The organism is Bacillus sp. ISL-4, assembly GCF_018613275.1.
In the GTDB taxonomy this organism is placed as follows: domain Bacteria; phylum Bacillota; class Bacilli; order Bacillales; family DSM-1321; genus Peribacillus; species Peribacillus simplex_E.
Genome location: NZ_JAGGQN010000072.1, coordinates 1 through 22510 on the forward strand (window position 1 = coordinate 1; position 22510 = coordinate 22510).

The following is a 22510-nucleotide window of genomic DNA, read 5'->3' on the forward strand; positions in this document are numbered from 1 at the left end:
ACAAGCTGGTTGTTTACAAAATAGACAGACTAGATAGGAGTACATTTGATTTACAAAAGATTGATAAGGAAATAGAAGAAAGGGGAATAGACTTAGTATTCATCAAAGAACAGATTGATTTTAGTAAACCATCTGGAAAGCTAATGTTTACTATGCTGGGGGCGATTGCTGAGTTTGAACGTGATTTAATCAAAGATAGGACCACTGAGGGATGTGAAAGGGCAAAAGCTAAAGGAACTCCATATGGGACGTAAAGGAAAGGACGAGAAGGACGTTAAAAAGGCTTTGAAGCTGTTTCAGGAGAGAGAATCTAACGGATTAAGTGTAAATGAGATAGCTAAAATGACAGGCGTTCCACGTTCCACTATTTACGCTAAAGCGAAAGAGACGAGACTTTAATAGTGTTAGCCTTTTTCTTTATGCAACTAACGGGGCAGTTTAGTTGAAGAAGGAATTTTAAATGTTACCCAAGAATATATAGAATTACGACATCGAGATATAGGTAATGTCTAAGGGGAAAATAGAAAAATAGGAGAGGGGAGTTATAAATGATTGGGACTAGGAACGGGACTTTGGCAGTGTCTGGGGCGACCCTCTATTATGAAGTACGTGGCTCTGGTCCTCTACTTTTGATGATACATGGTGGAGGTGGAGACGCAGATAAATTCCAATATGTCGCAGACAATCTTGCTAACCGGTATACAGTTGTTACCTACGACCGCCGTGGACATTCCCGCAGCAGTCTCTACAATCAAACTGAGAATTACCGCGTGAAGACACATAGCGACGACGCTCACCGCCTGCTAGCTAAATTGACTGATGAACCGGCGTACGTATTTGGAAGCAGCTCTGGTGCTGTCATCGGACTCGATTTATCCATACGCCACCCGGAGCAAATACGAATATTGATACCACACGAACCAGTCTTATTGCAATTATTATTCGGCAATGAGCTCGTACAGGCAAAGCAATTCTTGGAATCCCTTAAGAAAAATCATCAAAGTGAGGTCTTAAAGTTTTTGTCAAATTCGGAAAGGGACACAAGTAATTCCGAGCAATCGAAGGATGCGATAACAGAGCGTCTTTTAAGTAATTCAACTTACTTTGTTGAACATGAAATTCCGGGGATTATAAACTATTCACTAGATATCGATACTTTGAAGATTGCATTAAAATCTTCATCGATGCAGGTACTTCCAGCCGGTGGAATTGCTTCACGAGAATTTTTTACTTATGGATGCTCGGTAGCTTTAACGGAACAACTAGGAGCAAATTTTGTGGAGTTTCCTGGGCATCATGGAGGCTACAATTCAGAGCTTCATAAGAAGTTTGCTGAGAGGCTGCACGAGGTTCTACGTTAATGTCCGTGAAGGGTTTTAAACTGAAGGAAATAAGACAATTGTATTTTTAGCTCAAGATTGCTGGGTAAAACTATAATAGTGCAAGAATTTCTAAAATGGAACTGATATTAGCCAGTTCTTTTTTTATGGATGTTTACATAATAACCTAGGATCGTGAAATGGTTCACTTAAAGTAACAGGTGCGTTAGTTGATTAAGGATCACTAAAAATAATCAATTTTATAAAAACTGTATACTAAATCACTAGAAAAGAATCCATTTTGAACATCTTTTTTCAAAATGGATTCTTTTTATTTACGCTAATATGGGGGTTCAGGAGGACCTTTTGATCAACCCCTAGAGTTGATCTTTCTTATACGCTTAAACGTTGGATTCGAGCATATCGATGATTTAATTGAGGAGCAGGGACAAGCAATCGCAAAGGGTATTGAGTAAAGCATTTAATGCAATCATCCATTAATTCAAATTAATTAAACAATTTTTTATTGACACTACCATTTGGTCATGATAAGATCACTCTCGTACTATATTCACCTGAATTTAAAAATCTTACTTTTAATTGAATATAATGTTTGACTCTTATCAAGAGAGGTGGAGGGACTGTGCCCTGTGAAGCCCGGCAACCGTCAGTTAATTAACTGAAATGGTGCCAATTCCTGCAAAGCAATGTGCTTTGGAAGATGAGAGAAAGGATTGTTTAGCCAACCTTTCTACTCATGTGTAGAAAGGTTTTTTTGCGAAAAAAAAACTTTCCTTTCCCCTGTATAATAACTTCGGACAAACTAACATAATAAGAGCTCTGCTGCCACCATTAATTTCAGGTCTTACAGTTACAACAATTGCTCTAGTTGGTTATACAGCTATTGCTGGGGTAATTGGTGCAGATGGTTTAGGTAATTTGTTATATCTTGAAAGTTTTCAGCGCAATAATAATGATGTTACATTGGTAGCAACTGTATTAATTTTATTCATTGTTTTTATCATACAATTATAGGTGATATATTTTTTACATCAAAAATAGATAGACAATAAGGGAGAAATGAATTATGAAAAAATGGATATCAACTTTAGCAGTTTCCTCAGCTTTATTATTAGGTTTAGCAGCTTGCGGTACATCTAACGGCGGATCAGATTCTTCAGACAAAGAAAAGAAAATCCTTGTGGGTGCATCAAACATTCCGCATGCTGAAATTTTAGAAGAGGCAAAGCCATTATTAAAGGAAAAGGGAATTGATTTAGAAATTAAAACATTCCAAGATTATATTATACCAAACACAGCGTTAGCTGATGAAGAGATTGATGCAAATTATTTCCAACACGTTCCATATCTTAAATCAGTGTTAAAAGAAAATCCAGACTATGACTTTGTAAATGCGGGTGCTATTCATATTGAGCCAATCGGTATTTACTCTAAAAAGTATGATAGCTTAAAAGATCTTCCAAAAAACGGTACAGTTATTATGCGTAATGCTGTAGCTGAACAAGGTCGTATTCTATCTATTTTTGAAAAAGAAGGCGTTATTAAGCTAAAAGAAGGCCTCAATAAAACAGAAGCTACTATTAATGATATTGTAGAAAATCCTAAAAACTTAACTTTTAATGCAGATATAGAAGGTGGCCTATTACCTCAAATTTATAATAACAACGAAGGTGATGCGGTTGTTATTAATGCTAACTATGCGTTAGATGCAGGGCTAGATCCGCTTAAAGACCCAATCGCTGTTGAATCGGGTGAAGATAATCCATATGGAAACATTATCACTGTACGTAAGGGTGATGAAAATAAAGAGACAGTAAAAGCGTTAGTTGAAGTACTGCACTCTAAAGAAATACAAGACTTCATTACTGAAAAATATAAAGGTGCAGTCATACCTGTATCTAAATAAAAAATCACCCTTTCATGAACTATACCCCAAATAATGGAGACTTCGAAAAAGGTCCCTTATTCGGGGTTTTTCTATGTCTATATACTAGAAACCCGTTTATAAGGTTCTGATACAAAAATCCAATATAATTAAAATTAATCTCTTAATCATGAACATACTAATACTATTACTCTAAAAAGGTGCTGCATGGATGGCTAACAGGTGCGTTAGTTCATTAAAAAGAAGGAAAATAAGTCGAGTCCTTAACGTAGAGGAGATGGACTTTTTAGGTTGGAATTCTCTTAGTGTATAAAATTTCCGAAATGGGAGGTATAGCATTGTTGCTACCGTTCATAAAAGTACACTTTTACGAACGGGTATTTTTTTGATTAAATCCTCTTATTTTAACGTTCGTTAAAGTTGAAAAACACTTTATGAACGTTCGTTATTTTACATACACTTTTACGAACGTTTTTGTTAGAATAATAGGTAAGTAAGTAGAAAAAGGAGTGAAAAAATGGATGTTCGTAAATTCGGATACATAAGAGTTAGTAGCAAAGATCAAAATGAAGGACGACAAATGCAGGCCATGAAAGAAAATGGACTTGACGAACGAGATATCTTCCTAGATAAACAAAGTGGGAAAAATTTTGAACGAGAACAATATCAACTTTTGAAAAGAATGATCCGAAAAGGGGACGTCCTTTACATTCATTCATTGGATCGTTTTGGACGGAACAAAGAAGAGATTCTTCAGGAATGGAATGACATCACGAAAAACAATCAAGCAGATATCGTTGTGATGGATATGCCTTTGTTGGACACGACTCAATTTAAGGATAGCTTAGGGACCTTCATCGCAGATCTTGTTTTACAAATCCTTTCCTGGATGGCGGAAGAGGAACGGGACCGTATTCGAAAACGGCAACGTGAAGGAATTGATGTGGCTTTGCAAAACGGTGTGCCTTTTGGGCGACCGAAAGCTCAAGTAACGGAAGAGTTTAAAGAAGTCTATGATTTATGGAAAGCAGGAGAGATGACAGCTGTGAGGGCCATGAGGGGATTAGGCGTTAAAAAGACGACCTTTTATAAGTTGGTTAAAGAATACGAAAGAGACTTTCAAAGTAGTTCTATCTAATAGAAGAAACTAGTCAAAAAGAACCTTTGCTAAGCGGAATAATCTTGAAAAAAGGCAAACTACAAAGGTTTTGCCTTTTTTGTTACTTAACATGTTCTAGTAACTGAAATTTATCTGCTATGTATTAAACTAACGGCCTTTTTTAAATACTTCACCAAAGAAATTATCTTTCCGTAAGTATATTAGCTATATGCAATATTAGCACAATTTTTCAGATATACTTTAATGCTTGTTCATCTCTATTATCTAATAGAAATTTAGTTATTTATGCTAATCTGTTGTATGTTAACAAATTTATTATTTCTTCTTTACATATATTTGGAATAGAAACGTCATCAAGATTAGTCTTCAAAAACCACTTTTTCAAATCTTCTGTATTTAAATTATTATTTTTTACTACTGGGGTTAAAAATACTTGCTGTAGCTCTAGATAAACCAAGTTACATAAAACTAATCATAGTATTAGAACTTGCCCCTAACTCTAGATAAAGTGAAATATTAGGAATGTTCTCTTTTCATGATAAATTATTTGTTTGATCCAAAGTATATCTTAAAATATCTAAATAACAGCTAAAATATTTTACATATCGAAATCTTAACTGTTTTTCTATATTAGACATCACATCTCTAATAACTGTAGATATATTAGGTTTGCCTTTCATATTTTTACTCTTAAATTTATAAGCATCATGAATTAATTCAGAGAATGATTGACCTCTCATCCATCTAATGGCAAGGGGCGCAAAATATAAATGAGATCGATCTTTCCCAGGGATTTTTTGAAGATTTGTATGAATCCTTTTAAATGTCCAGAGATAATTGTTATAAACGTCTTCCCATTCCCTCAAAGGATGCATAGGAATAAATTTTGCAGGACCTTCTTTATTTATTTTTTTAATTAAATACTTCAACATTTGTTCCTGTCTATAGGGTGAAATAGAAATATTCTTCCCAATTAAGGAACCAGGAATTTCAAGTTCTTTATTCAATTCTTTAATTGCATTACTTATATCCCCACAAGCCATTGAAGATCGAATAAGGAATACAGCTTAAGATTTAACTTTTTAGTGTCCAAAATATTGACTCAAATCCAAAATTGATTATATCAGAATTCAGAAGATAAATTTAAAGATTTAATATGATCTTTTTCTATATTGAGTTTAATCATTAAAACTTATTTTAACTGAAGGCAGTCCATTGCTATGTCAGGTAGTTTATATACAAGTAAAGTCAATAGCGATTATAGAGCGTTCCTTAGCAAAACACTACCAAAGCTGTTGTTATATGAAGTGAAACTTTTTGGACACGTCATAATTGTTGAAATGATAGTCATTCTTGTCCTAATAATAGTGTTCCTATAGAGGAAGGCAGATAGAAAAAGAAGTAGGTATAGGAGTAACCTGCCTTTTTAATAAATGTAATCTTTGCGTTGGAACCATTTTACCTATAATTAAAATAGGTTAGAATAAATGTATGGGTGTTGAGAGAAAAGAGGGAAAGGGAATGAAACCAACGATATATGACGTAGCAAATGAGGCTGGGGTATCGATTTCAACTGTTTCTAAGGTGCTAAATAATACAGGTAGTATCGCAGAGAAAACAAGAAAAAAGGTTAGGGATACCATGCGCGAGCTAAATTACCAACCTAGTGTGGTGGCATCTGTCAAAAAGCGTATTCAAACTATTGGGCTTCTAATACCTAATATTGCGAATCCTTTCATGGCCGAGATAGCAAGGAATATTGAAAATCATGTTAAAAAATTCGGTTTCAGTTTAATGATTTGTAGTACTGACAATGATTTAAAGAATGAAATTGAGTATATTTCTATATTAAAGCAAAAATATATAGACGGTATTATAATTGCCACAGGATTAAAAGAGGATAAAGCAATTAAAGAGTTACTTAAGGCTGAGATTCCAGTTGCCTTACTCTCGAGAGATGTATCTTTACTCTCTGTAGATGCAGTGTTGGTGGATGATTTTCTGGGAGGTTACGAGGCTACAGAGTATCTGATAAGTTTGGGGCATCAAAGAATCGCAATAGTTACCGAAGATATTAACTTTCCGACCATAAGAGCAAGGTTTGAGGGATATAAGCAAGCGCTTGAGAAAGCAGGATTGGAATATGATGAAAGTTTAGTGTCTCTCAATAATACTTCGCTTGATGAAGGAAAACAGTCTACACGTGAACTTCTAAATTTATCTGTTCCCCCGACAGCTATTTTTGCCTCAACCGAATTTCTTGCAATTGGAGCAATACGAGGTGCACGAGAACTTAAAGTGAAAGTTCCTCAAGATCTTTCAATTATTGGATTTGATGACACTGTTCTTGCGACAATTTGTGATCCTCCTTTAACTACCATAGCTCAGCCTATCCATGAAATGAGTAAGAAGGTTGTTGAACTATTAATCGAAGAAATTGAAAAGCCAAAGGAAACTAAGCAACGCATAGTTTTATCCCCAAAACTAGTAGTTCGTGAATCTACTTCACATAATAAAATGGGTACATGTAAAGAAACAAAATAGCTAATCATTACGGTAGCTAACCCCATTATTAAAATTTTAAGTTGGATATTTATTGCCCGTAATAACTTAAATTTTAAAAACAAAAAAGGGTTGCAAAGATTTAAAGAAATCTATGCAGCCTTTTTTGCTATCTTTTTTTTCTGTAATGAAAACCAATCATCTTACATTATAAAAATATACATGTATCTTCCCCAACTTCTATAGAGAACTTTAGCCTGTTTAAAATGATTTCATACCTCATTCCTCCAGTTGGAAACTCATTAATCTATTTGCTACATATCTTTAAAATCCTCTAAAACCTACGCGTGATATAGGTAAAATATTGCTATAGATTCTGTATAGAAAAAATCTATCTTACCCAGCTAAAAACTTATATTTATTTCCTGGTAGTTCTTTTAGAACTGTCCTATTAACTTGATTAGCCTATCCTGATAAATGATTATTAACTTCAAAGAGGTCTTAATTAAGGAAAGGGCTTTCCTTAATCAAGAGCGTTAGCGATTCGATTCGATAAGGCTTTTAAAAGAAGAAAGAACTATTTTGCAATTGTTTAAACACTTAAAAAGGTTATTTAATCTATGATTTAGAATGTGTAGTAAATTAAAAAGTGTTTTCTAAATTTTCAAAAAAATTATTGACAATAAAAAAACTTGAGGATAAACTCATTATTAAGGAAAGGTCTTTCCTTATGTGTAGCTTATAAATGATAGAAAGGTTATTCAAACCTAAAAATGAAAGCGCTACAAAATCTGAGGGTTATGAAAAGGAAATGGCAAGGATAAGGTAATTTTTATTTAATCTTAAGGGGGAAGAAAGATGAAAGAAGTTAGAATTGGTCTTGTTGGTGCAGGACGTATGGGAAGTTTTCATGGAAAAACAGTTGCACGTAAAATCTATGGAGCTAAGCTTACTGCGATTGCTGATCCAGTTTCAGGAGCTGCCGAGAGACTTGCGACAGAGCTTGGCGCCTCAAAGGCATATACAAATCCAATAGAAATGTTCCAAGACCCACATATTGACGCAGTAGTTATTGCAGCTCCTGCCCGTTCACATGCAGAGCTTGTGGTGGCTGCTGCCAATGCAGGGAAAGCAGTTTTCTGTGAAAAACCAATGGCAATCACTCTAGAAGAAGCAGATAAAGCTATATTAGCTGCTCAAAACGCAAATGTTCCATTACAAGTCGGCTTTAATCGTCGTTTTGCTTCAGATTTTAGAGCTGCTCATAACAATATTGTTGAAGGTAGAATCGGAACTCCACAGTTATTAAGATCATTGACGCGTGATCCGGGATTAGGGGATCCAACTCCAATTCCAGAATGGACTATTTTCTTAGAAACTCTAATCCATGATTTTGATGCCTTACTCTATTTAAATCCAGGTGCGGAACCAATTGAAGTTTATGCTGTAGCTGAGACACTTGTACGCCCAGATTTTAAAGATAAAGGACTCCTTGACACTGCAGTTGTTAATATCCGTTTTGATAATGGAGCGATTGCAACAGCTGAAGCAAATTTCCAAGCAGTTTATGGATATGATGTTCGCGGTGAAGTATTTGGTTCAGCCGGAATGGTGACAGCTGGAGGTGTTCAACAAACAAATATGATTCGCTACACAGCAGAAGGAATAAGTAGCGATACACACCGAAAAGATACTGAATTATTACATGATGCTTACGTCGCAGAACTCACTTCTTTTGTAGAATGTGTGCGTAATGGGAGTACTCCATATGTAACAGGTAAAGATGCTCGCCGAGCTCTTTCAATTGCACTTGCTTGTATTGAATCAGTCAAGACAAATGCACCAGTGAAAATTAAGGAAAGTGTACAGTTAATTTAATTGACCTATCTCAATTACAAGATAACTTTTTATCTAACCTAAAAAGAAAGCGATATCATTAGGGATTTGACTCTTCTTTTTAGGTTTAGATTTCTGAAATGCATCACTTCTAAAATAAATTAAATGGGTAAAAAGGAGAAGAAGAATGAAATTTTCAATTTGTAGTTGGACTTTTGGAGATGTTCCTTTAGAAAAGACAATGGAGTTTGTCGCAAAAACCGGGTATGACGCAATAGAAATTAGAGCTGCCGTTGATGAGTATAACTGGAACGATATTAAAAAACATGCGGAAAACTTAGGCTTAGAAATAAGTGGTTTAACGGGTGATACTGGATGGCCGAATGAAGAACAAGATTTAGCAAATGCGAGCGCAGATAATAGAAGGAAAGCAGTCGCTTACTTTGAACGCCAGATTGAGGCAGTTAAGGCGGTAGGAGGAGACTATTTAGTTGTTTGTCCTTCTGCGGTTGGTAAAACGGCTCCAATGGGTACTCCAGGAGAAGATTGGAAATGGGCGATTGATTCTGTTCAGAAATTGACAAAAAAAGCAGAAGAATTGGATATTACACTTGTAATTGAGCCTTTAAACAGATATGAGAGTTGTATTGTTAATACAGGAGCTGAGGGTGCGAAATTCGTTAAGGAAGTCGATCACCCTAAAGTAAAAATGTTGCTAGATTCCTATCATATGAATATTGAAGACCGCGATCTTGAAATTCCCTTTTTAGATACAGGAGACAACTTGCATATCCTTCATGTAGCTGACAGTAATCGGAGAGCAATGGGACGTGGACATATTGACTTTGAACCATTTATTTCTGGAATAAAGAAGATAAATTTTGATGGATATGTTGTAGTGGAAGCAACAGCTCCCGGCCCAAATCCTTTTCAAGCGAATAAAGGAACAAATATGAATATGATTTATACGTTCGCGGAAGAAAGTCTAGCATTCTTGCAAAACAACTTCAAGTTTGTGAAACAACTCTAAATAGTATTTCTTTGCTAAAAAAGATTTAACTAAGGGGCGGATGGGTGGATCATGAATAAACAAAAAATATATAGGTGGGTAATTTATTGTTTTGGTGCTTTAGGTGGACTTTTGTTTGGGTATGATACAGGAGTTATTTCGGGTGCGCTACTTTTTATAAAAAAAGACATGGGGTTATCGCCTTTTCTTGAAGGGTTAGTTGTAAGTGGAGTGTTAATTGGTGCCCTTATCGGGGCGGCTTTCAGTGGACCTGTAGCCGATAAATTTGGAAGAAAGAAAACGATTATTATGTTAGGTGTGCTATTTACCATTGGTGCAATTGGAACAGCTATTTCTCCTAATGTACATACATTAATTGCGTTCCGTATCGAACTTGGAATTGCAGTTGGGGGAGCCTCAGGTATTGTCCCTCTATATTTAGCTGAAATGGCTCCGGCTAGTATTCGTGGTAAAGTATCTTCATTAAATACTATTATGAATGCTCTTGGTATCTTCATGGCTTATCTCGTAAATTATATGTTTGCTGCCTCAGGAAATTGGCATTGGATGCTAGGGTTGGCAGTTATTCCTTCTGTTTTGTTGATGTCTGGTATGTTCTTTATGCCAGAAAGCCCAAGATGGCTTTGGCAGAATGCAAAGGAAAGTGAAGCACGTAGAGTATTATCTTTAACGAGAAATTCACACCAAGTAGAAGAAGAAATAAGAAGTATTATGCAAGTAAAAGCAGAGAAAAAGGGGAATTTAAGACTGCTTCTTGCACCGGGATTACGTCCCATTTTATTTATTGGGATCGGCATTGCCGTATTCCAGCAGGTTATAGGTACCAATACAATAATTTACTATACACCAACAATTCTGCGTACGGCTGGATTTGGTTCAACAGCAGCCATTGCTGGAACAATAGGTATTGGAGTTTTTAACATTTTGTTTACTATTCTTGGGATGCTTCTTATTGATAAAATTGGACGAAAGAAGCTGTTGTTAGTTGGAAACATCGGTATGACAATCGCACTGGGAACACTTGGAGTTGGTATGACATGGGTTGAAGTGCCGGTATGGCTGTTACTTACTTGTCTTTCTTTGTTTATTGTTGCGTATTCTGCAAGCTGGGGCATGGTTGTGTGGGTTATCCTTGGTGAAATCTTCCCAATGAATGTGCGTGGTGTAGCAATGGGAGTGGCAAGTACAGCTCTATGGCTTTCAAACATTGTTATCTCCATGTCATTCCCAGTTCTTGTAGAAGCAGTAGGGGTAGGAATTCTGTTCTTAGCGTACGCGATTATAGGAGTATTTGCTTTCCTCTTTGTCATGAAGTATGTTCCTGAGACAAAAGGGAAAACGCTAGAAGAAATTGAATTAGAAATGGCATTTAAAAGTAAACAAGCTGTCAGCTAACTTTCTCTACTTGGAATTGAATTTATTGTTAATCGTGACAGGTTCCCTCTTGGAAGTAAGTATTTTCATGGTGGAATAATTTTTTCAAATCTTAACCCTTAACTTAATCACATACTATGCGTTTACATAATACTGACTATAGGAAGAATCGTAATAAAATAGAAGAAACTTGTCAAAAAGAAGCCTTTGCTCAATGGGAGCAAAGGCTAAAACAGATAGTAACTGTGATTCGGAATTCAATATCAATAAAAGGGAGAGCTATTTAGTCATGCCCATACCCTCACAAGGCTTAAAGTATTTCAGCTTATGCCTTATAGCAACCGTTTTGGATTACAAAAGTCCTTGTTTCAGCGTTCCTTGCTTTCCAAGTCCCAACGTAGGTTGAATAACATAGTGGAGCAAGATCATCGTTTTATTAATAAGCGAGTCCTTCTATGCTAGGATTAAAATCATTTCGAACGGCCAAACAGCCAAACAGATCATCTGTGGAGTGGAGGTGATGCATATGCTAAAAAAAGAACAACTTCAACAAGGGATGAAGTCTGTCCAAAGAGAGATTGAATTCACACACAAATTATTTGAAGTAGCATCATAATTCATAGATGAAAAGGATATTCAGGTACTATGTTTCTAACAAATCATTTTTGCACCAGAACCCGTTTTTTAGATTGCCAATCTCGGTGCATAGGTCGCATAATCATCTCGTAATCGCTACATCAGATGGTTCTTCAATTAAGCTTAAGTTGCGTCAACTAGTTTTAGAGGGAAGAGACCCGGTATTCGGATGGCCCAACTCTTTATTTTTCAACAAACGTTTCACAAAAAAAGTGAACATGAACAAGGAAAACACGACCGACACGGCGCTGATCGTGAACAACATCTGGTAGCTCGTGTTCTGAGAAACCCAGCCTAACAGGATCGAACCCAGCCCGATACCAAGGTCAGTAGCAGTCGAAAAAGAAGCATTGGCTATCCCTGCACGGTCCGGGCGGACAATACGGATGGTTGCTGCTTGAAGAGCCGGCTGCGCTGAACCGAAACCGATACCGTACAGAACCGCCGAAGCGAGCACGCCGAACAATCCGGTCGAGAAGCTCAAGACAATCAAAGCCAATATCGTAGTCACAAGGGACGGGACAATGATAAACGCCTCACCGTACCGGTCCGAAAGTTTTCCCGCAATGGGACGGATCAGGACAAGCGTTGCGGCATAGACCAGAAAGAACGTGCCGGAATTGACCTGGATCGAGTCAGCGAACAGCGAAACAAAGCTGATAATGCCGCCATAAGCGAGAAATAGAAAAAAGATGGATGCCGTGACGGGCAAGACTGATTTTTCGAAAAATTCAATTCTCCTTGCGCCTAATTGCGGCTGGAAAGGCATGTTTGCACCCAACATCAAGAACAGGGCTGCGGCAGAGAGGCCGACGGCGAATAGAAAGAGAGCGTCGTACGACAGGTTCTGTGTAACCCAAAGACCGAACAGCGGGCCGATTGCCATGGCCAGGGTCATGGACATGCTAAACCAACCCATGCCTTCTCCACGTCGGGCGGACGGGATCATATCCGTAACCGCCGTGAGAATGGCGGTTGTGGAAAAGGCCCAGCTCACCCCGTGCAATATTCTGAGCGCCATCAAAACGACAATTCCGCCGATCCAGCTATACATATACATCGCCACGGCAAAGAGAAGCAGCCCCCAGAGGATAAACGGACGCCTGCCGAACCGGTCCAGCAGACCGCCGACGAACGGGCGGAAAATAACGGCAGTCAGCATAAACGCGCCCATCGCCAGACCGACCTGCGTTTCGTTGCCGCCCATCTGTTTGATAAACAACGGCAGCGTTGGGAACAGCATATAAAATGCGGTAAATAGAAAAAACATCCCTACTGTCATGAGAATAAACGACTTGGTCCATAGGCGTTCCACATTTCATTCCTCCTCGGGTGAAAGATTCAGTATTATTTCTTATTTTCCACTTGAATAAATATTGTTTTCCATACTGATCACGCACCTTGTTTAGAGTAATAGTATGAGTAAGATATAGAGTATCTTGGAGTTTTTGCACCTGAGCCGGATGTCACCCTTATTTTGTGAAGGGGCTATCAAAAGGCTAATAGGGATATCCCAAATGTGGGTACTATTGAAAAGACCGATGATTCCTCTGGAGGAATCATCGGCTTTAGTCATCCAGAAATATGTGTTTTATGCTTTCGTGGCCAATGAGAAAATATCTATATAAAATAGAGGACCCTGATGCTTAACCACTCCGAGGATTATACCTCAACAGAGTTGAAAAATTGAGGTAAATATTCTTTATGGGCTTCCAACATTTCATTCAATATTTTTTTGGCAATAGTATCAGATGGGACAAGTGGATTAATTGTCATGGCGACGAGTGCTGTATTATAGTCTCCTGTCACAGCAGCTTCTGCAGCTACGCGTTCAAATGATTTAATTTGCTGCACAAGACCTCTTACTGTAATTGGAAGATCTCCTACTGAAATCGGTTTTGGACCGTCTTTTGTAATAACACAGTTTACCTCAACTGCGGAATCATCTGCAATACTCGCAATGGCGCCGTTATTCAATGTATTAACGGTTTGAATATCACGTTTGTCATTGTAGATAGAAGAAATTAAGCTACAAGCAGCATCACTGTAATAAGCTCCCCCACGTTTTTCAAGTTGAGGTGGTTTAATCGTTAAATTTGGATCTTTGTACAATTTAAATAAATCCTTTTCAAGCGACCGCACCACTTCTGCACGAGTTCCCTCGGTTTCAGCAGCCCGTAATTCTTCCTCTAGCATATCACTAGTTTTGTAGTAATAACGATGATAAGGGCAAGGAATGGCCCCTAAACCACGAAGGAAATCAGGATCCCAAGCAATGGCTTTAATATTGCTCATTGACATAGACGAATCAGGATTTGCCATGTCTTCAATCACTTTATCTAGTATACTTACTCCATCCAAGAATACATCGAGACCAAATACCATATGATTTAATCCAGCAAAGTTCACTTGAACCCGACTAGCGTCAACACCTAGACCATCTGCGATTCTCATTTTAATTCCAATTGGTACATTACATAAACCAACTACTTTTTTATGGTTGCTATAACGTAAGATAGCTTCTGTCACCATGCCAGCGGGGTTCGTGAAGTTTACAAGCCACGCATTAGGACATAACTCCTCGATGTCTTTTACAATATCCAAAATGACTGGTATCGTACGTAAACCTTTGAACAATCCACCTGGACCATTTGTTTCTTGGCCAATCACTCCATACTTCAATGGAATTCTTTCATCTTTCATACGTGCATCCAACAATCCTACACGGAATTGAGTGGTTACAAAGTCTGCACCCTCTAACGCCTTTCTTCTATCTAATGTTAGATGAATTTCTATAGGTAATCCTGCTTTTTCAACCATACGTTTGGCGAGACTCCCCACAATTTCTAACTTCTCTTTTCCTTCATTCACATCAACTAACCATAATTCTCTTACTGGAAGCTCATCAAATCTTTTAATAAACCCTTCTATAAGTTCAGGTGTATAGCTAGATCCTCCGCCAATTGTAACAATTTTAATTCCTTTTTTCATAATTTTATCCCTCCAGTAATTTTGATCGCTTCATACAACTCTACAAATTCAGTAGATAAGTCTTTCACTGTTATCGCATTCATTAAATGGTCTTGAGCATGAATCATTAAAAGAGAAATTTCATTGTTTTCTCCTCTAGTCTCTCCTTGAATTAAAGAAGTTTGAATATGATGGGCCTGATTTAATTCTTCCCCAGCCTGTTTCAGCTTTTCTTTCGCCTCTAAGAAATTCCCTTCTTTCGCTGCTGTGATTGCTTCCATAGCCGAGCTTCTCCCATTCCCGCCATGTAAAATAAGTTTAAATATGTGAGATTGTAATTCCTCCATTGTCCAATCCTCCTTAGATAACGCTTTGTTGACCTTCCATTTTACTAGTGATATTTATAGCATTTTCTTCTTTTAATTTTTGGTTATCCCATATTTTAAAGAATGGAAAGTAAATGAAGAAAGATACCGCAATAATGACCAATTGAAGAATTGAACCAGAGATGCTTCCAGTGATTAGATATCCACCAATGATTGGAGGCATTGTAAAGGGTGTAACAATACCAATAGGTTTAGCAACTAGCCCCATATCCATTGATAGATAGGTAATAATAACTGATATAGCAGGAGTAAGGATAAATGGAATGATCATAATTGGGTTCAATACAATCGGCATACCGAATATGATAGGTTCATTAATATTAAAAACACCTGGACCAATACTTAAGCGTCCTAGTTGTTTCAGCTGCTGACTCCTTGCAAGTAATACCATAGTTAGTACCAGTGCTAATGTCGTTCCAGAACCACCAATCAGAATAATATCATTGAATTCATTTGTCACTATATGTTTCACAGGTTCCCCTGCAGCCAACGATGCAGCATTTTCGTTGCTTAAAGTTAACCAAACAGGAGTCATAACTGAACCAACGATCGTAGCTCCATGTAACCCTGTACTCCACATTAAAGTAATGATAAGGAAGGTGATAAGTGTACCAACTAAACTAGTACCGATTTGTGTCAGAGGCTGTTGCAAAAGTAGGGTAACAACATTGTGTAAATTCCCGAAATCTCCAATATTTTCAACTAATAATCGCAGAATCCAAACAGCCATAATGGCCGCAAATCCAGGAATCAAAGCAGAAAACGAGCGTGCAACTGCTGGTGGAACTGTTTCAGGTAGTTTGATAACAATATCCCTTTGAATGATAATCCGATAGATTTCGGTAGCGAGAATGGCAATTACCATTCCTACGAATAACCCTTTACTTGTAAACATACCAGTTTGATAGGCGGTTTCAATAATATTCGTTCCATCTGGATTTTGTCCTATTGTATAAGAAACAAAGGGTGTCCCTACAAAAAAGGCAGCGAGTGAAACGGCTCCTGAGGCAAGTGGGTCTACTTTATAAGATTCAGCTAAGCGATAAGCGATTCCAAATGTAGCGACCAAGGCCATGATCTCGAACGTTCCCCTATAAGGATAAAGAATACTAGCCCTTAATTGTGGATGGTCTGCTAAAAAATCTGTATACGCCTGAAAAGGCAAATTAGCTAAAATTAAAAAAATTGAACCAATTATAATTAGTGGCATTGTAAGGACCATGCCATCCCTTAAAGCTTGAAGATGGCGTTGTTCCGCCACCCTACCAGCAAATGGCATGATATATCTTTCGAGTACACTATTAATTTTGCTCAACCCGTTCACGCTCCTCCTATTTAGAAACTAATTGTTCAGCAAATTTCACGACCTCTCCTCCATTACAGGTTCCATAATGAACGGAATTAATCACATCAACCGGAATTCCTTTTTCTCGCCCTAACTTTTTCAATTTAGGCAGTAAATACCTAACTTGAGGACCTAGTAATAAAATATCTGCCTGATCTATATGATTTTGTACTGCATCTCCTGCCACAGCCCATATTTTATGATTTGTTCCTTGTTCTTGGACACTTTTATCCATTTTTGTTACCAATAAACTCGTAGACATGCCTGCTGCACAACATAGTAAAATATTCATAAAGCATTCCCCCAATATAAGTGATTTCAGTTAAGTTAAAGCGCTTACATTTATACCTTCTGTTATTAACCTGCTTTGTGTTTTTATCATAAAATAGAACCCCTTACATTTATATACAATGTTTTGCCGCAGCTTATGGAAAAAGGTTATGTGCGTTTCATATTATGGTGAAATCAATAGTTTATTCTTTGTCAACGGGAAGTAAACTATTGAATTTACCTTATCTAAAAATTAAACAACAAAACCCTTTATGGCAGCTTCATTCGATTGCCAAAAAGGGTTGTCTTTTTATTATTTATGTCTAAGAAATACACCGATAAATTCTTGATAGGTTCTACATTTCAATAAACGTTGAACTATATGTGTATCATCTATTACCTTACCTAATAAGTTATACATTTTTTGTAAATCCTCATTGCTATTTTTTTGCACACTTAATAGGCAAACAAATTGAACACGTTTATCTTCCCAAGTTATTGGCTTTTGCAAAGTACATACCGTCCAAAACGTAGTGTCAGTCTGTGGCATGATTGGATGGGGCACGGCTACAAGGTTACCAAAACAAGTTGGCGATATAGCTTCCCTTTCAAAAACGGATGCAATGAACTCTTCATTAACAAGACCTAATTTTTGTAATTTATCTCCCAAAAAATGAATGACCTTTTCTTTTGTTTCAAGATTTTGCTGAAGAAAGACTAATTCTTCTCTTGTATACTTTATTGTCTTGTGTTTTTTTTCCAACATTATATTTTCAATTTTTTCAAAGTCAGTTGTACCCAGAATTGTATTTACTTCAATAACCGGGATGGGTAAGTTATCTGGAATGGGAATGGTACTAACAATAAAATCCAGTCCATCCATAGAAATATGACTTAATTTATAATATTCGGTAGTTCCTATTATATTTAAGTCAAAACCAAATTTTGATTGGAGCTTGTAATATAGTAATCTGGCACTTCCAACACCGGAAGCGCATACAATAATACAGCGTTTTGGCTGATTTATCATTTTTCTTCGTTCAATAGCTCCACCTATGTGAAGGGCAATGTATCCAATTTCATTTTCATGCATATCAGTTCCTAATTTTTGTTTGAGTATTCTACCTGCAACAATAGCTGCTTCAAAGGCTAAGGGGTAATTTGATTTAATTTCATGAAGCATGGGATTTCTCAAATTCATTCCATACCGATATCGGTTGATTGCTGGTTTTAAGTGCAAGCTCATTCCAATGAAAAGTTCTTTATCATCTTTTATGCCTAGTCTTAATTCATTTTCAATCGATTCTAAAATACTTGTTGTAAGATCATAAATTTCTTGATCAATGAAATTTTGGACTTCTTTTGCACTTGTGCTTATGTCGCTATTCATTTTAAGTCCTAGCAGGTGGATGGCAACATAAGCCGTTTCTACTTCCGGGAATACCATTTGGAAAGTTTCTTCAATTCCCTTAACAATTTCAATCGCTACTTCATATTCCATTTGCTCAATAATGTCCTTCAAATCTTCTGGATACAGGGAAACATGATTCTGACTATAGATACGCTTACAAGCAATAGCAATGTGAATAATAAGGTTATTTAGACCGATATCAGAAAGATTAATCTTATATTCCTGTATTATTTTGAGAATTTGAGATCGGATAGCCAATATCTCTTCTCGAGGAAGTATCGAAACACGGTCATTTAGCAAATCCAATTCAATCTCTCTTCTATTAAAGATATATTCAGACATGCAAAAACGCAGTTTCATTTCATCTCCCTTTACTTTCAATCCATAATTAGGACGTTTATCTAAGATGATTTCATACTTATTTAAGATCTTCTTCACATCTCGTAAGTCATTTTGAATGGTTGACGTACTAATGTATAATTCGTCTGCTAAGTTTTCGAGTTTCATATATACATCTGTGAGAAGAAGGCGTTTAATTAAATACTGAACACGATCTTCTGGCAAAGTTGGAATAACCCCTTGTTGTAGATCCCTAGAAATATCTTGTAAGAAGTTGTGAAAAGATCGTTCATCGTTAATTTTTAGTTCATATCCTGTGCCTCGTACAGATCTAACAGTAGCACCATGTTCAGAAAGTAGGTTGTCTAATTCCTTTATATCATTTCTAATTGTTCTAGATGATACTCGATTTAAATTTGCCAAATGCTCACTTGTAACCGTTGATATTGATTGCATTGAAATTAATTCACGTAAAATAATGCTCATTCGAGGAGTGAACATCATTGGGCACCTCCATTCTAGTATAACCTGACTGTATTAATCTATTATAAATGAGATTTATTGGTTATCGTTTTTTGTTTCAGATTCTTTTTTTCTTTTAGGGAGCTTATTCGAGTTTCGATATGTGTGGGATCAATCTTACCTTCTCAACTGATATCATAGTTAGATTCCCTTTGGAAATAGTAGAAAACCTCATCAAAAAACGGTCTGACTTTGAATAAGCGTTTTTAAGGAGAGGCATGTAAAGGGGGTTCACTTCTCTTTTGGAGATTCTTTTGAAATTGCCCAGTTCATATCTTGATAAAACAGTGGAACAAGCTGTCGCTGCGAAGGGTTACTATAAAGTTGATTTCGCTGTGGCACAAATCAACATATTATACCGGCTGCAGAAAAACTGGCGAACGTTAACAAAGTCCATTTATTTAATCGTGATGAATTAACCTTTTTATTGCCATAGCACAATAATGAGAATTGTGTGATACCGGTGTTTTAGTTTACATAATACATACTGATTATCGACTTTCGCAAGGAGCTATTCACAGGAATTTTGCTTCCTTTCGTCTAACTTATCAAGTGACAGACATATAAAAGATGTTATGTTGTCATCTCTACATATTAAATAAGAATAAAGGATAAGGTGCTTGACTATGAACAAAACAGACTTAGTAAATACTGTGGCAACACAAGCTGATCTAACAAAGGGAGACGCGAAAAAAGCAGTCGATGCATTGTTTGAAACGATCTCAAATACTCTTGCTAAAGAGGAAAAAATCCAACTAGTTGGATTTGGCACATTTGAAGTGCGAGACCGAGCAGCTCGAACGGGTAGAAACCCACAAACAGGAGAAGAAATACAAATTGCAGCTTCCAAAGTTCCTGCCTTTAAACCAGGTAAGGAATTAAAAGAGGCAGTTAAATAATAGTATAGTAATTTAATATAAAACACTTTGGGGTGAGTCATTCTCCAAAGTGTTTTTTCTTTATGAAAAGGTAGGTTTTTCCCTTCGCCTAGGATTAAACAAGCGTTAGAGCATTGTGAATCTACTTCGTGCGGCTAGCACTACAGTCTGTACAAAAAGGAAAGAATACCTTTTTGACATTCTGTACGTGTCGCTTCGGCATTAAATGATTCGATAACGACGAACTGTACGGCTCCTGCTTCGCCTACATTCCGTAGGTTCCTGATCCATTTACGGCTATCGCCGCCATACAGAACGAGCCGAAGGCCGTAAGTTAAGAGATTAAAAGAATAAAAGGTCATAAGGATAGCAGCCGGGCGGCTGCTTTTTTTATTATTTTTTCCCTTTGTCTTCCGAATCGTAAAACAGCGCAGGCCGGCTAACCTTCCAGCCGGTAGGGCACCCGAACCTTTCCGGCAGGAAGCTAAGACGGCCAGTCCATCGATCAAGGGGCAAAAAACTTTTTGATTAGGGGCGCTATCGCAACATCAAAAACTTTTTGTGCTTAATCCCTTGACCGATTGCCTATGCGTATTTTTCGTTCTACATGTCAAAGGGGAAAAATAATCCCCCTTTGGGGAACCAATTCGCTTCGCAAGGCAAATGAAAATAGGAAAGAAAAACCCACCAGAGAAAAACCAAAAGGGCAACAAATAAAAAAATAAAATGAAAAGGAGTTTTGAAAATGGAATTATCCCCAATTTTTGAAGTGGTACGAATCAAGCAGGAAATCAGGGAAATGGTTGAACCGTTTGCGGCCTTTCAAATTCGCAATCCAGAAGATGCACGAGAATTACAATGAATAATAAGTTGGCAAAGGCGGTTAATGAATCCATTTCTGAAGATAAGCTTCCACCAATTTAGGAGAATGATGAATAATTTTACTTGCGTATCCTGTGGAGGAAAACTAAGTCCGTCAGAAATTAATAAAAAAGCAACCGTCTGTAATTACTGTTTTGGTAAAGCTCGTGTAGAGAGAATACAAACTGAAGATTTTCTTAAAGAGAATTTCACAAAAACATGGAGTGCAACAATATTTAAAAACTATGTTCTATATTTCAAAGAACTAGGTATTGGTGTATCAACAATTTGTAGGCACACTAGTAAGGTGTTACAGGTTTTACAAGCAGCTGAAAATGAGCTTTTAAGACCTTCTGATATTAATGAAGGCTGGCTGGTATCTACATTAGAAAAAATTCCTAATTCAAAGGGAGTTAAATCAAGTCTATTTAATTTTTTAATTAAGGAAGGCTATTTAACTTTTAACGCAGATGAGGGAATTCATAACAGCATTAGAGAGCTTTTAAAGCAAGTCCCAAAAGGATTTATGCGCCTATTGGAGATATATTTCAACGAAAGAATGGAGCTTAGGAATAGGCAAGTAAAGTTTAATGCAAGAAATCCATTATCCCTTTTAACAGTAAAGTCAGACATAGAAATATTTGTAAGATTAGTCCGATGGTTTCAAATCAACTGTATACATATTGAATCTTGGGATACTGTTCAACAAGAAGATATTCATAAATTTCTTTTAACTTTAACACCTAAGCATCGTGAGATTGTGAGGAAAGTTTTATTAGTTCTCTTCAAGTTAGCCAATAGAAAAAGGCAAATAACCCATATACCAATCTTGGATATAAAATCTAGAGAGCTTCCTCCAACTATCGAGCCTTTAACCTTTGATGAGCAAGTAAGAGTGGCTAAAGTAATAAAAAGTCGCCTCTATGAACAACCCTTAGAGTGTTTATTGACAACCCTATGTTTTTATCATGGGTTATCTTCATCACATATTAGAAACATAAAAATAAGTGATATAAAGGTTGATTTGAAGGCAATTTACCTTAATGAGAGATCCCCTGTTTATTTATCTAATGATGAACTAATATTAATAAATGAATACATTAAACAAAGATCGAACATTAGAAACGTACAGAATAAGCCTTTTTTAATTTTAAGTGCGAGTTCATCAGAGGTATATCAGGATCGTCCAATCAATAACGCCTTCATTGCAAGGAAGGTAAAGGCTTTTGTGGTTTTACTCCTAAGTCTCTAAGAATTACTTGTTTTAGTATGATAGCAAGCAATTTTGGACCACAAATACTCGTTGAAGGGTTTGGCCTATCATTAACTCAAGCTTCAAGATATGGGAAGCTAGAAGATTATCTTTTAGAAGAACAAATAAGATCAGAACGTGATTTTATTAAGGAAAATGGGACTTAACTGTTTTTAATTAAGAAGTGATCTAGTAAATGGGGAAATCAGTAATAATTTAAGAGTATAACCCTGAGTATGCGAGTAGGTCGTTTATATGCTGTTTTTTGATAATGTAGGATTTTTTCTTATTTAGCAATTGGTCCATTTAATGGAATAAGACTCCTTAACAAAAAAATGGATATTCGTGTTAATGTCGTTATAAGATTGTGAAAAAATGTACTTAAACTAAAGGGGCAGCATTCCTGTAATCAGTGAAATTGAAGTTTGAACAAAAAAATAACCTCTTGGTAGAATGAGAGAGTCCTGAAGCTCGGCGAAGAAAAGGGACAAAACTCAAATACCAGGAGGCTTTAAAATGAATTATAACCAAAATAAGAAAATTGCTCAAATTA

The 22510-nt window shown here is 36.7% G+C and carries 18 protein-coding genes, 3 pseudogenes and 1 riboswitch; of the genes and pseudogenes, 13 read left to right on the forward strand and 8 right to left on the reverse strand.

Translation table 11 applies throughout. The features are described from left to right. The 5 genes and pseudogenes from J7J00_RS26630 to J7J00_RS26650 form a co-directional block, all read left to right on the forward strand. Positions 1–399 (forward strand): annotated as a pseudogene (locus J7J00_RS26630) (recombinase family protein); the annotation flags it as partial. A gap of 149 nt (positions 400–548) precedes the next feature. Then, the gene (locus J7J00_RS26635) at positions 549–1361 is read left to right on the forward strand and encodes an alpha/beta fold hydrolase (protein WP_214796058.1); all 813 of its coding nucleotides are present in this window, start codon (positions 549–551) and stop codon (positions 1359–1361) included. Between the two features lie 575 nt (positions 1362–1936). After that, positions 1937–2047, forward strand: a riboswitch (SAM riboswitch). A gap of 115 nt (positions 2048–2162) precedes the next feature. Beyond that, positions 2163–2392: pseudogene (locus tag J7J00_RS26640) on the forward strand (ABC transporter permease); the annotation flags it as partial. A 14-nt stretch (positions 2393–2406) separates the two neighbouring features. Continuing rightward, positions 2407–3246: a MetQ/NlpA family ABC transporter substrate-binding protein gene (locus J7J00_RS26645; RefSeq protein WP_214796060.1), complete on the forward strand. Its 840-nt coding sequence runs from the start codon at positions 2407–2409 to the stop codon at positions 3244–3246. Positions 3247–3742: 496 nt separating this feature from the next. Beyond that, positions 3743–4363 carry a recombinase family protein gene (locus tag J7J00_RS26650; RefSeq protein WP_214796062.1) on the forward strand — a complete coding sequence of 207 codons (621 nt, stop codon included), beginning with the start codon at positions 3743–3745 and terminating at the stop codon, positions 4361–4363. A 515-nt stretch (positions 4364–4878) separates the two neighbouring features. Here J7J00_RS26650 and J7J00_RS26655 read toward each other — a convergent pair. Then, the gene (locus J7J00_RS26655) at positions 4879–5388 is read right to left on the reverse strand and encodes a hypothetical protein (RefSeq protein WP_214796064.1); all 510 of its coding nucleotides are present in this window, start codon (positions 5386–5388) and stop codon (positions 4879–4881) included. A gap of 478 nt (positions 5389–5866) precedes the next feature. Here J7J00_RS26655 and J7J00_RS26660 point away from each other — a divergent pair, with 478 nt between their 5' ends. From J7J00_RS26660 to J7J00_RS28510, 5 genes and pseudogenes are all read left to right on the forward strand, one after another. Next, on the forward strand, positions 5867–6889 hold the full coding sequence (locus J7J00_RS26660) for a LacI family DNA-binding transcriptional regulator (RefSeq protein WP_214796066.1): 1023 nt from the start codon (positions 5867–5869) through the stop codon (positions 6887–6889). 816 nt (positions 6890–7705) lie between these two features. After that, positions 7706–8725, forward strand: coding sequence for a Gfo/Idh/MocA family oxidoreductase (locus J7J00_RS26665; RefSeq protein ID WP_214796068.1), 1020 nt, complete (start codon positions 7706–7708; stop codon positions 8723–8725). 145 nt (positions 8726–8870) lie between these two features. Continuing rightward, the gene (locus J7J00_RS26670; RefSeq protein WP_214796070.1) at positions 8871–9713 is read left to right on the forward strand and encodes a sugar phosphate isomerase/epimerase family protein; all 843 of its coding nucleotides are present in this window, start codon (positions 8871–8873) and stop codon (positions 9711–9713) included. A 51-nt stretch (positions 9714–9764) separates the two neighbouring features. After that, on the forward strand, positions 9765–11108 hold the full coding sequence (locus J7J00_RS26675; protein WP_214796072.1) for a sugar porter family MFS transporter: 1344 nt from the start codon (positions 9765–9767) through the stop codon (positions 11106–11108). 366 nt (positions 11109–11474) lie between these two features. After that, a pseudogene (locus J7J00_RS28510) lies at positions 11475–11703 on the forward strand (DDE-type integrase/transposase/recombinase); the annotation flags it as partial. A gap of 153 nt (positions 11704–11856) precedes the next feature. Here J7J00_RS28510 and J7J00_RS26680 read toward each other — a convergent pair. The 6 genes from J7J00_RS26680 to J7J00_RS26705 all read right to left on the reverse strand — a co-directional run bounded on the left by J7J00_RS26680 (position 11857) and on the right by J7J00_RS26705 (position 18945). Then, positions 11857–13038, reverse strand: coding sequence for an MFS transporter (locus tag J7J00_RS26680; protein WP_214796074.1), 1182 nt, complete (start codon positions 13036–13038; stop codon positions 11857–11859). A 347-nt stretch (positions 13039–13385) separates the two neighbouring features. After that, positions 13386–14714: a 6-phospho-beta-glucosidase gene (locus J7J00_RS26685; RefSeq protein ID WP_214796076.1), complete on the reverse strand. Its 1329-nt coding sequence runs from the start codon at positions 14712–14714 to the stop codon at positions 13386–13388. Further along, the gene (locus J7J00_RS26690) at positions 14711–15040 is read right to left on the reverse strand and encodes a PTS sugar transporter subunit IIA (protein WP_214796078.1); all 330 of its coding nucleotides are present in this window, start codon (positions 15038–15040) and stop codon (positions 14711–14713) included. Before J7J00_RS26690 ends, J7J00_RS26685 begins: the two co-directional genes overlap by 4 nt. Positions 15041–15053: 13 nt before the next feature. Next, entirely contained in the window at positions 15054–16394 is a 1341-nt protein-coding gene (gene celB / locus J7J00_RS26695) for a PTS cellobiose transporter subunit IIC (RefSeq protein ID WP_214796080.1), read from the reverse strand. 16 nt (positions 16395–16410) lie between these two features. Next, positions 16411–16716 (reverse strand): PTS sugar transporter subunit IIB, encoded by a 306-nt coding sequence (locus J7J00_RS26700; RefSeq protein ID WP_214796082.1) that lies wholly within the window; start codon positions 16714–16716, stop codon positions 16411–16413. A gap of 291 nt (positions 16717–17007) precedes the next feature. After that, positions 17008–18945 carry a BglG family transcription antiterminator gene (locus tag J7J00_RS26705; RefSeq protein WP_214796084.1) on the reverse strand — a complete coding sequence of 646 codons (1938 nt, stop codon included), beginning with the start codon at positions 18943–18945 and terminating at the stop codon, positions 17008–17010. Positions 18946–19208: 263 nt separating this feature from the next. Here J7J00_RS26705 and J7J00_RS26710 point away from each other — a divergent pair, with 263 nt between their 5' ends. Beyond that, positions 19209–19385 carry a hypothetical protein gene (locus J7J00_RS26710; RefSeq protein ID WP_214796086.1) on the forward strand — a complete coding sequence of 59 codons (177 nt, stop codon included), beginning with the start codon at positions 19209–19211 and terminating at the stop codon, positions 19383–19385. Positions 19386–19592: 207 nt separating this feature from the next. Beyond that, positions 19593–19865: an HU family DNA-binding protein gene (locus tag J7J00_RS26715; protein WP_214796088.1), complete on the forward strand. Its 273-nt coding sequence runs from the start codon at positions 19593–19595 to the stop codon at positions 19863–19865. Positions 19866–20005: 140 nt separating this feature from the next. Here the strand turns inward: J7J00_RS26715 and J7J00_RS26720 are convergent, their stop codons facing one another. After that, the gene (locus J7J00_RS26720; protein ID WP_214796090.1) at positions 20006–20353 is read right to left on the reverse strand and encodes a hypothetical protein; all 348 of its coding nucleotides are present in this window, start codon (positions 20351–20353) and stop codon (positions 20006–20008) included. A 419-nt stretch (positions 20354–20772) separates the two neighbouring features. Between J7J00_RS26720 and J7J00_RS26725 the strand changes: the two genes are divergently transcribed. Continuing rightward, positions 20773–21957 carry a site-specific integrase gene (locus J7J00_RS26725; RefSeq protein ID WP_286201601.1) on the forward strand — a complete coding sequence of 395 codons (1185 nt, stop codon included), beginning with the start codon at positions 20773–20775 and terminating at the stop codon, positions 21955–21957. Positions 21958–22510: the final 553 nt, after the last annotated feature.

Coding starts and splice junctions, on each gene's coding strand:
- J7J00_RS26635 (WP_214796058.1), top strand. CDS start 549: ATGATTGGGACTAGGAACGGGACTTTGGCAGTGTCTGGGGCGACCCTC.
- J7J00_RS26645 (WP_214796060.1), top strand. CDS start 2,407: ATGAAAAAATGGATATCAACTTTAGCAGTTTCCTCAGCTTTATTATTA.
- J7J00_RS26650 (WP_214796062.1), top strand. CDS start 3,743: ATGGATGTTCGTAAATTCGGATACATAAGAGTTAGTAGCAAAGATCAA.
- J7J00_RS26655 (WP_214796064.1), bottom strand. CDS start 5,388: ATGGCTTGTGGGGATATAAGTAATGCAATTAAAGAATTGAATAAAGAA.
- J7J00_RS26660 (WP_214796066.1), top strand. CDS start 5,867: ATGAAACCAACGATATATGACGTAGCAAATGAGGCTGGGGTATCGATT.
- J7J00_RS26665 (WP_214796068.1), top strand. CDS start 7,706: ATGAAAGAAGTTAGAATTGGTCTTGTTGGTGCAGGACGTATGGGAAGT.
- J7J00_RS26670 (WP_214796070.1), top strand. CDS start 8,871: ATGAAATTTTCAATTTGTAGTTGGACTTTTGGAGATGTTCCTTTAGAA.
- J7J00_RS26675 (WP_214796072.1), top strand. CDS start 9,765: ATGAATAAACAAAAAATATATAGGTGGGTAATTTATTGTTTTGGTGCT.
- J7J00_RS26685 (WP_214796076.1), bottom strand. CDS start 14,714: ATGAAAAAAGGAATTAAAATTGTTACAATTGGCGGAGGATCTAGCTAT.
- J7J00_RS26690 (WP_214796078.1), bottom strand. CDS start 15,040: ATGGAGGAATTACAATCTCACATATTTAAACTTATTTTACATGGCGGG.
- J7J00_RS26700 (WP_214796082.1), bottom strand. CDS start 16,716: ATGAATATTTTACTATGTTGTGCAGCAGGCATGTCTACGAGTTTATTG.
- J7J00_RS26705 (WP_214796084.1), bottom strand. CDS start 18,945: ATGTTCACTCCTCGAATGAGCATTATTTTACGTGAATTAATTTCAATG.
- J7J00_RS26715 (WP_214796088.1), top strand. CDS start 19,593: ATGAACAAAACAGACTTAGTAAATACTGTGGCAACACAAGCTGATCTA.
- J7J00_RS26725 (WP_286201601.1), top strand. CDS start 20,773: ATGATGAATAATTTTACTTGCGTATCCTGTGGAGGAAAACTAAGTCCG.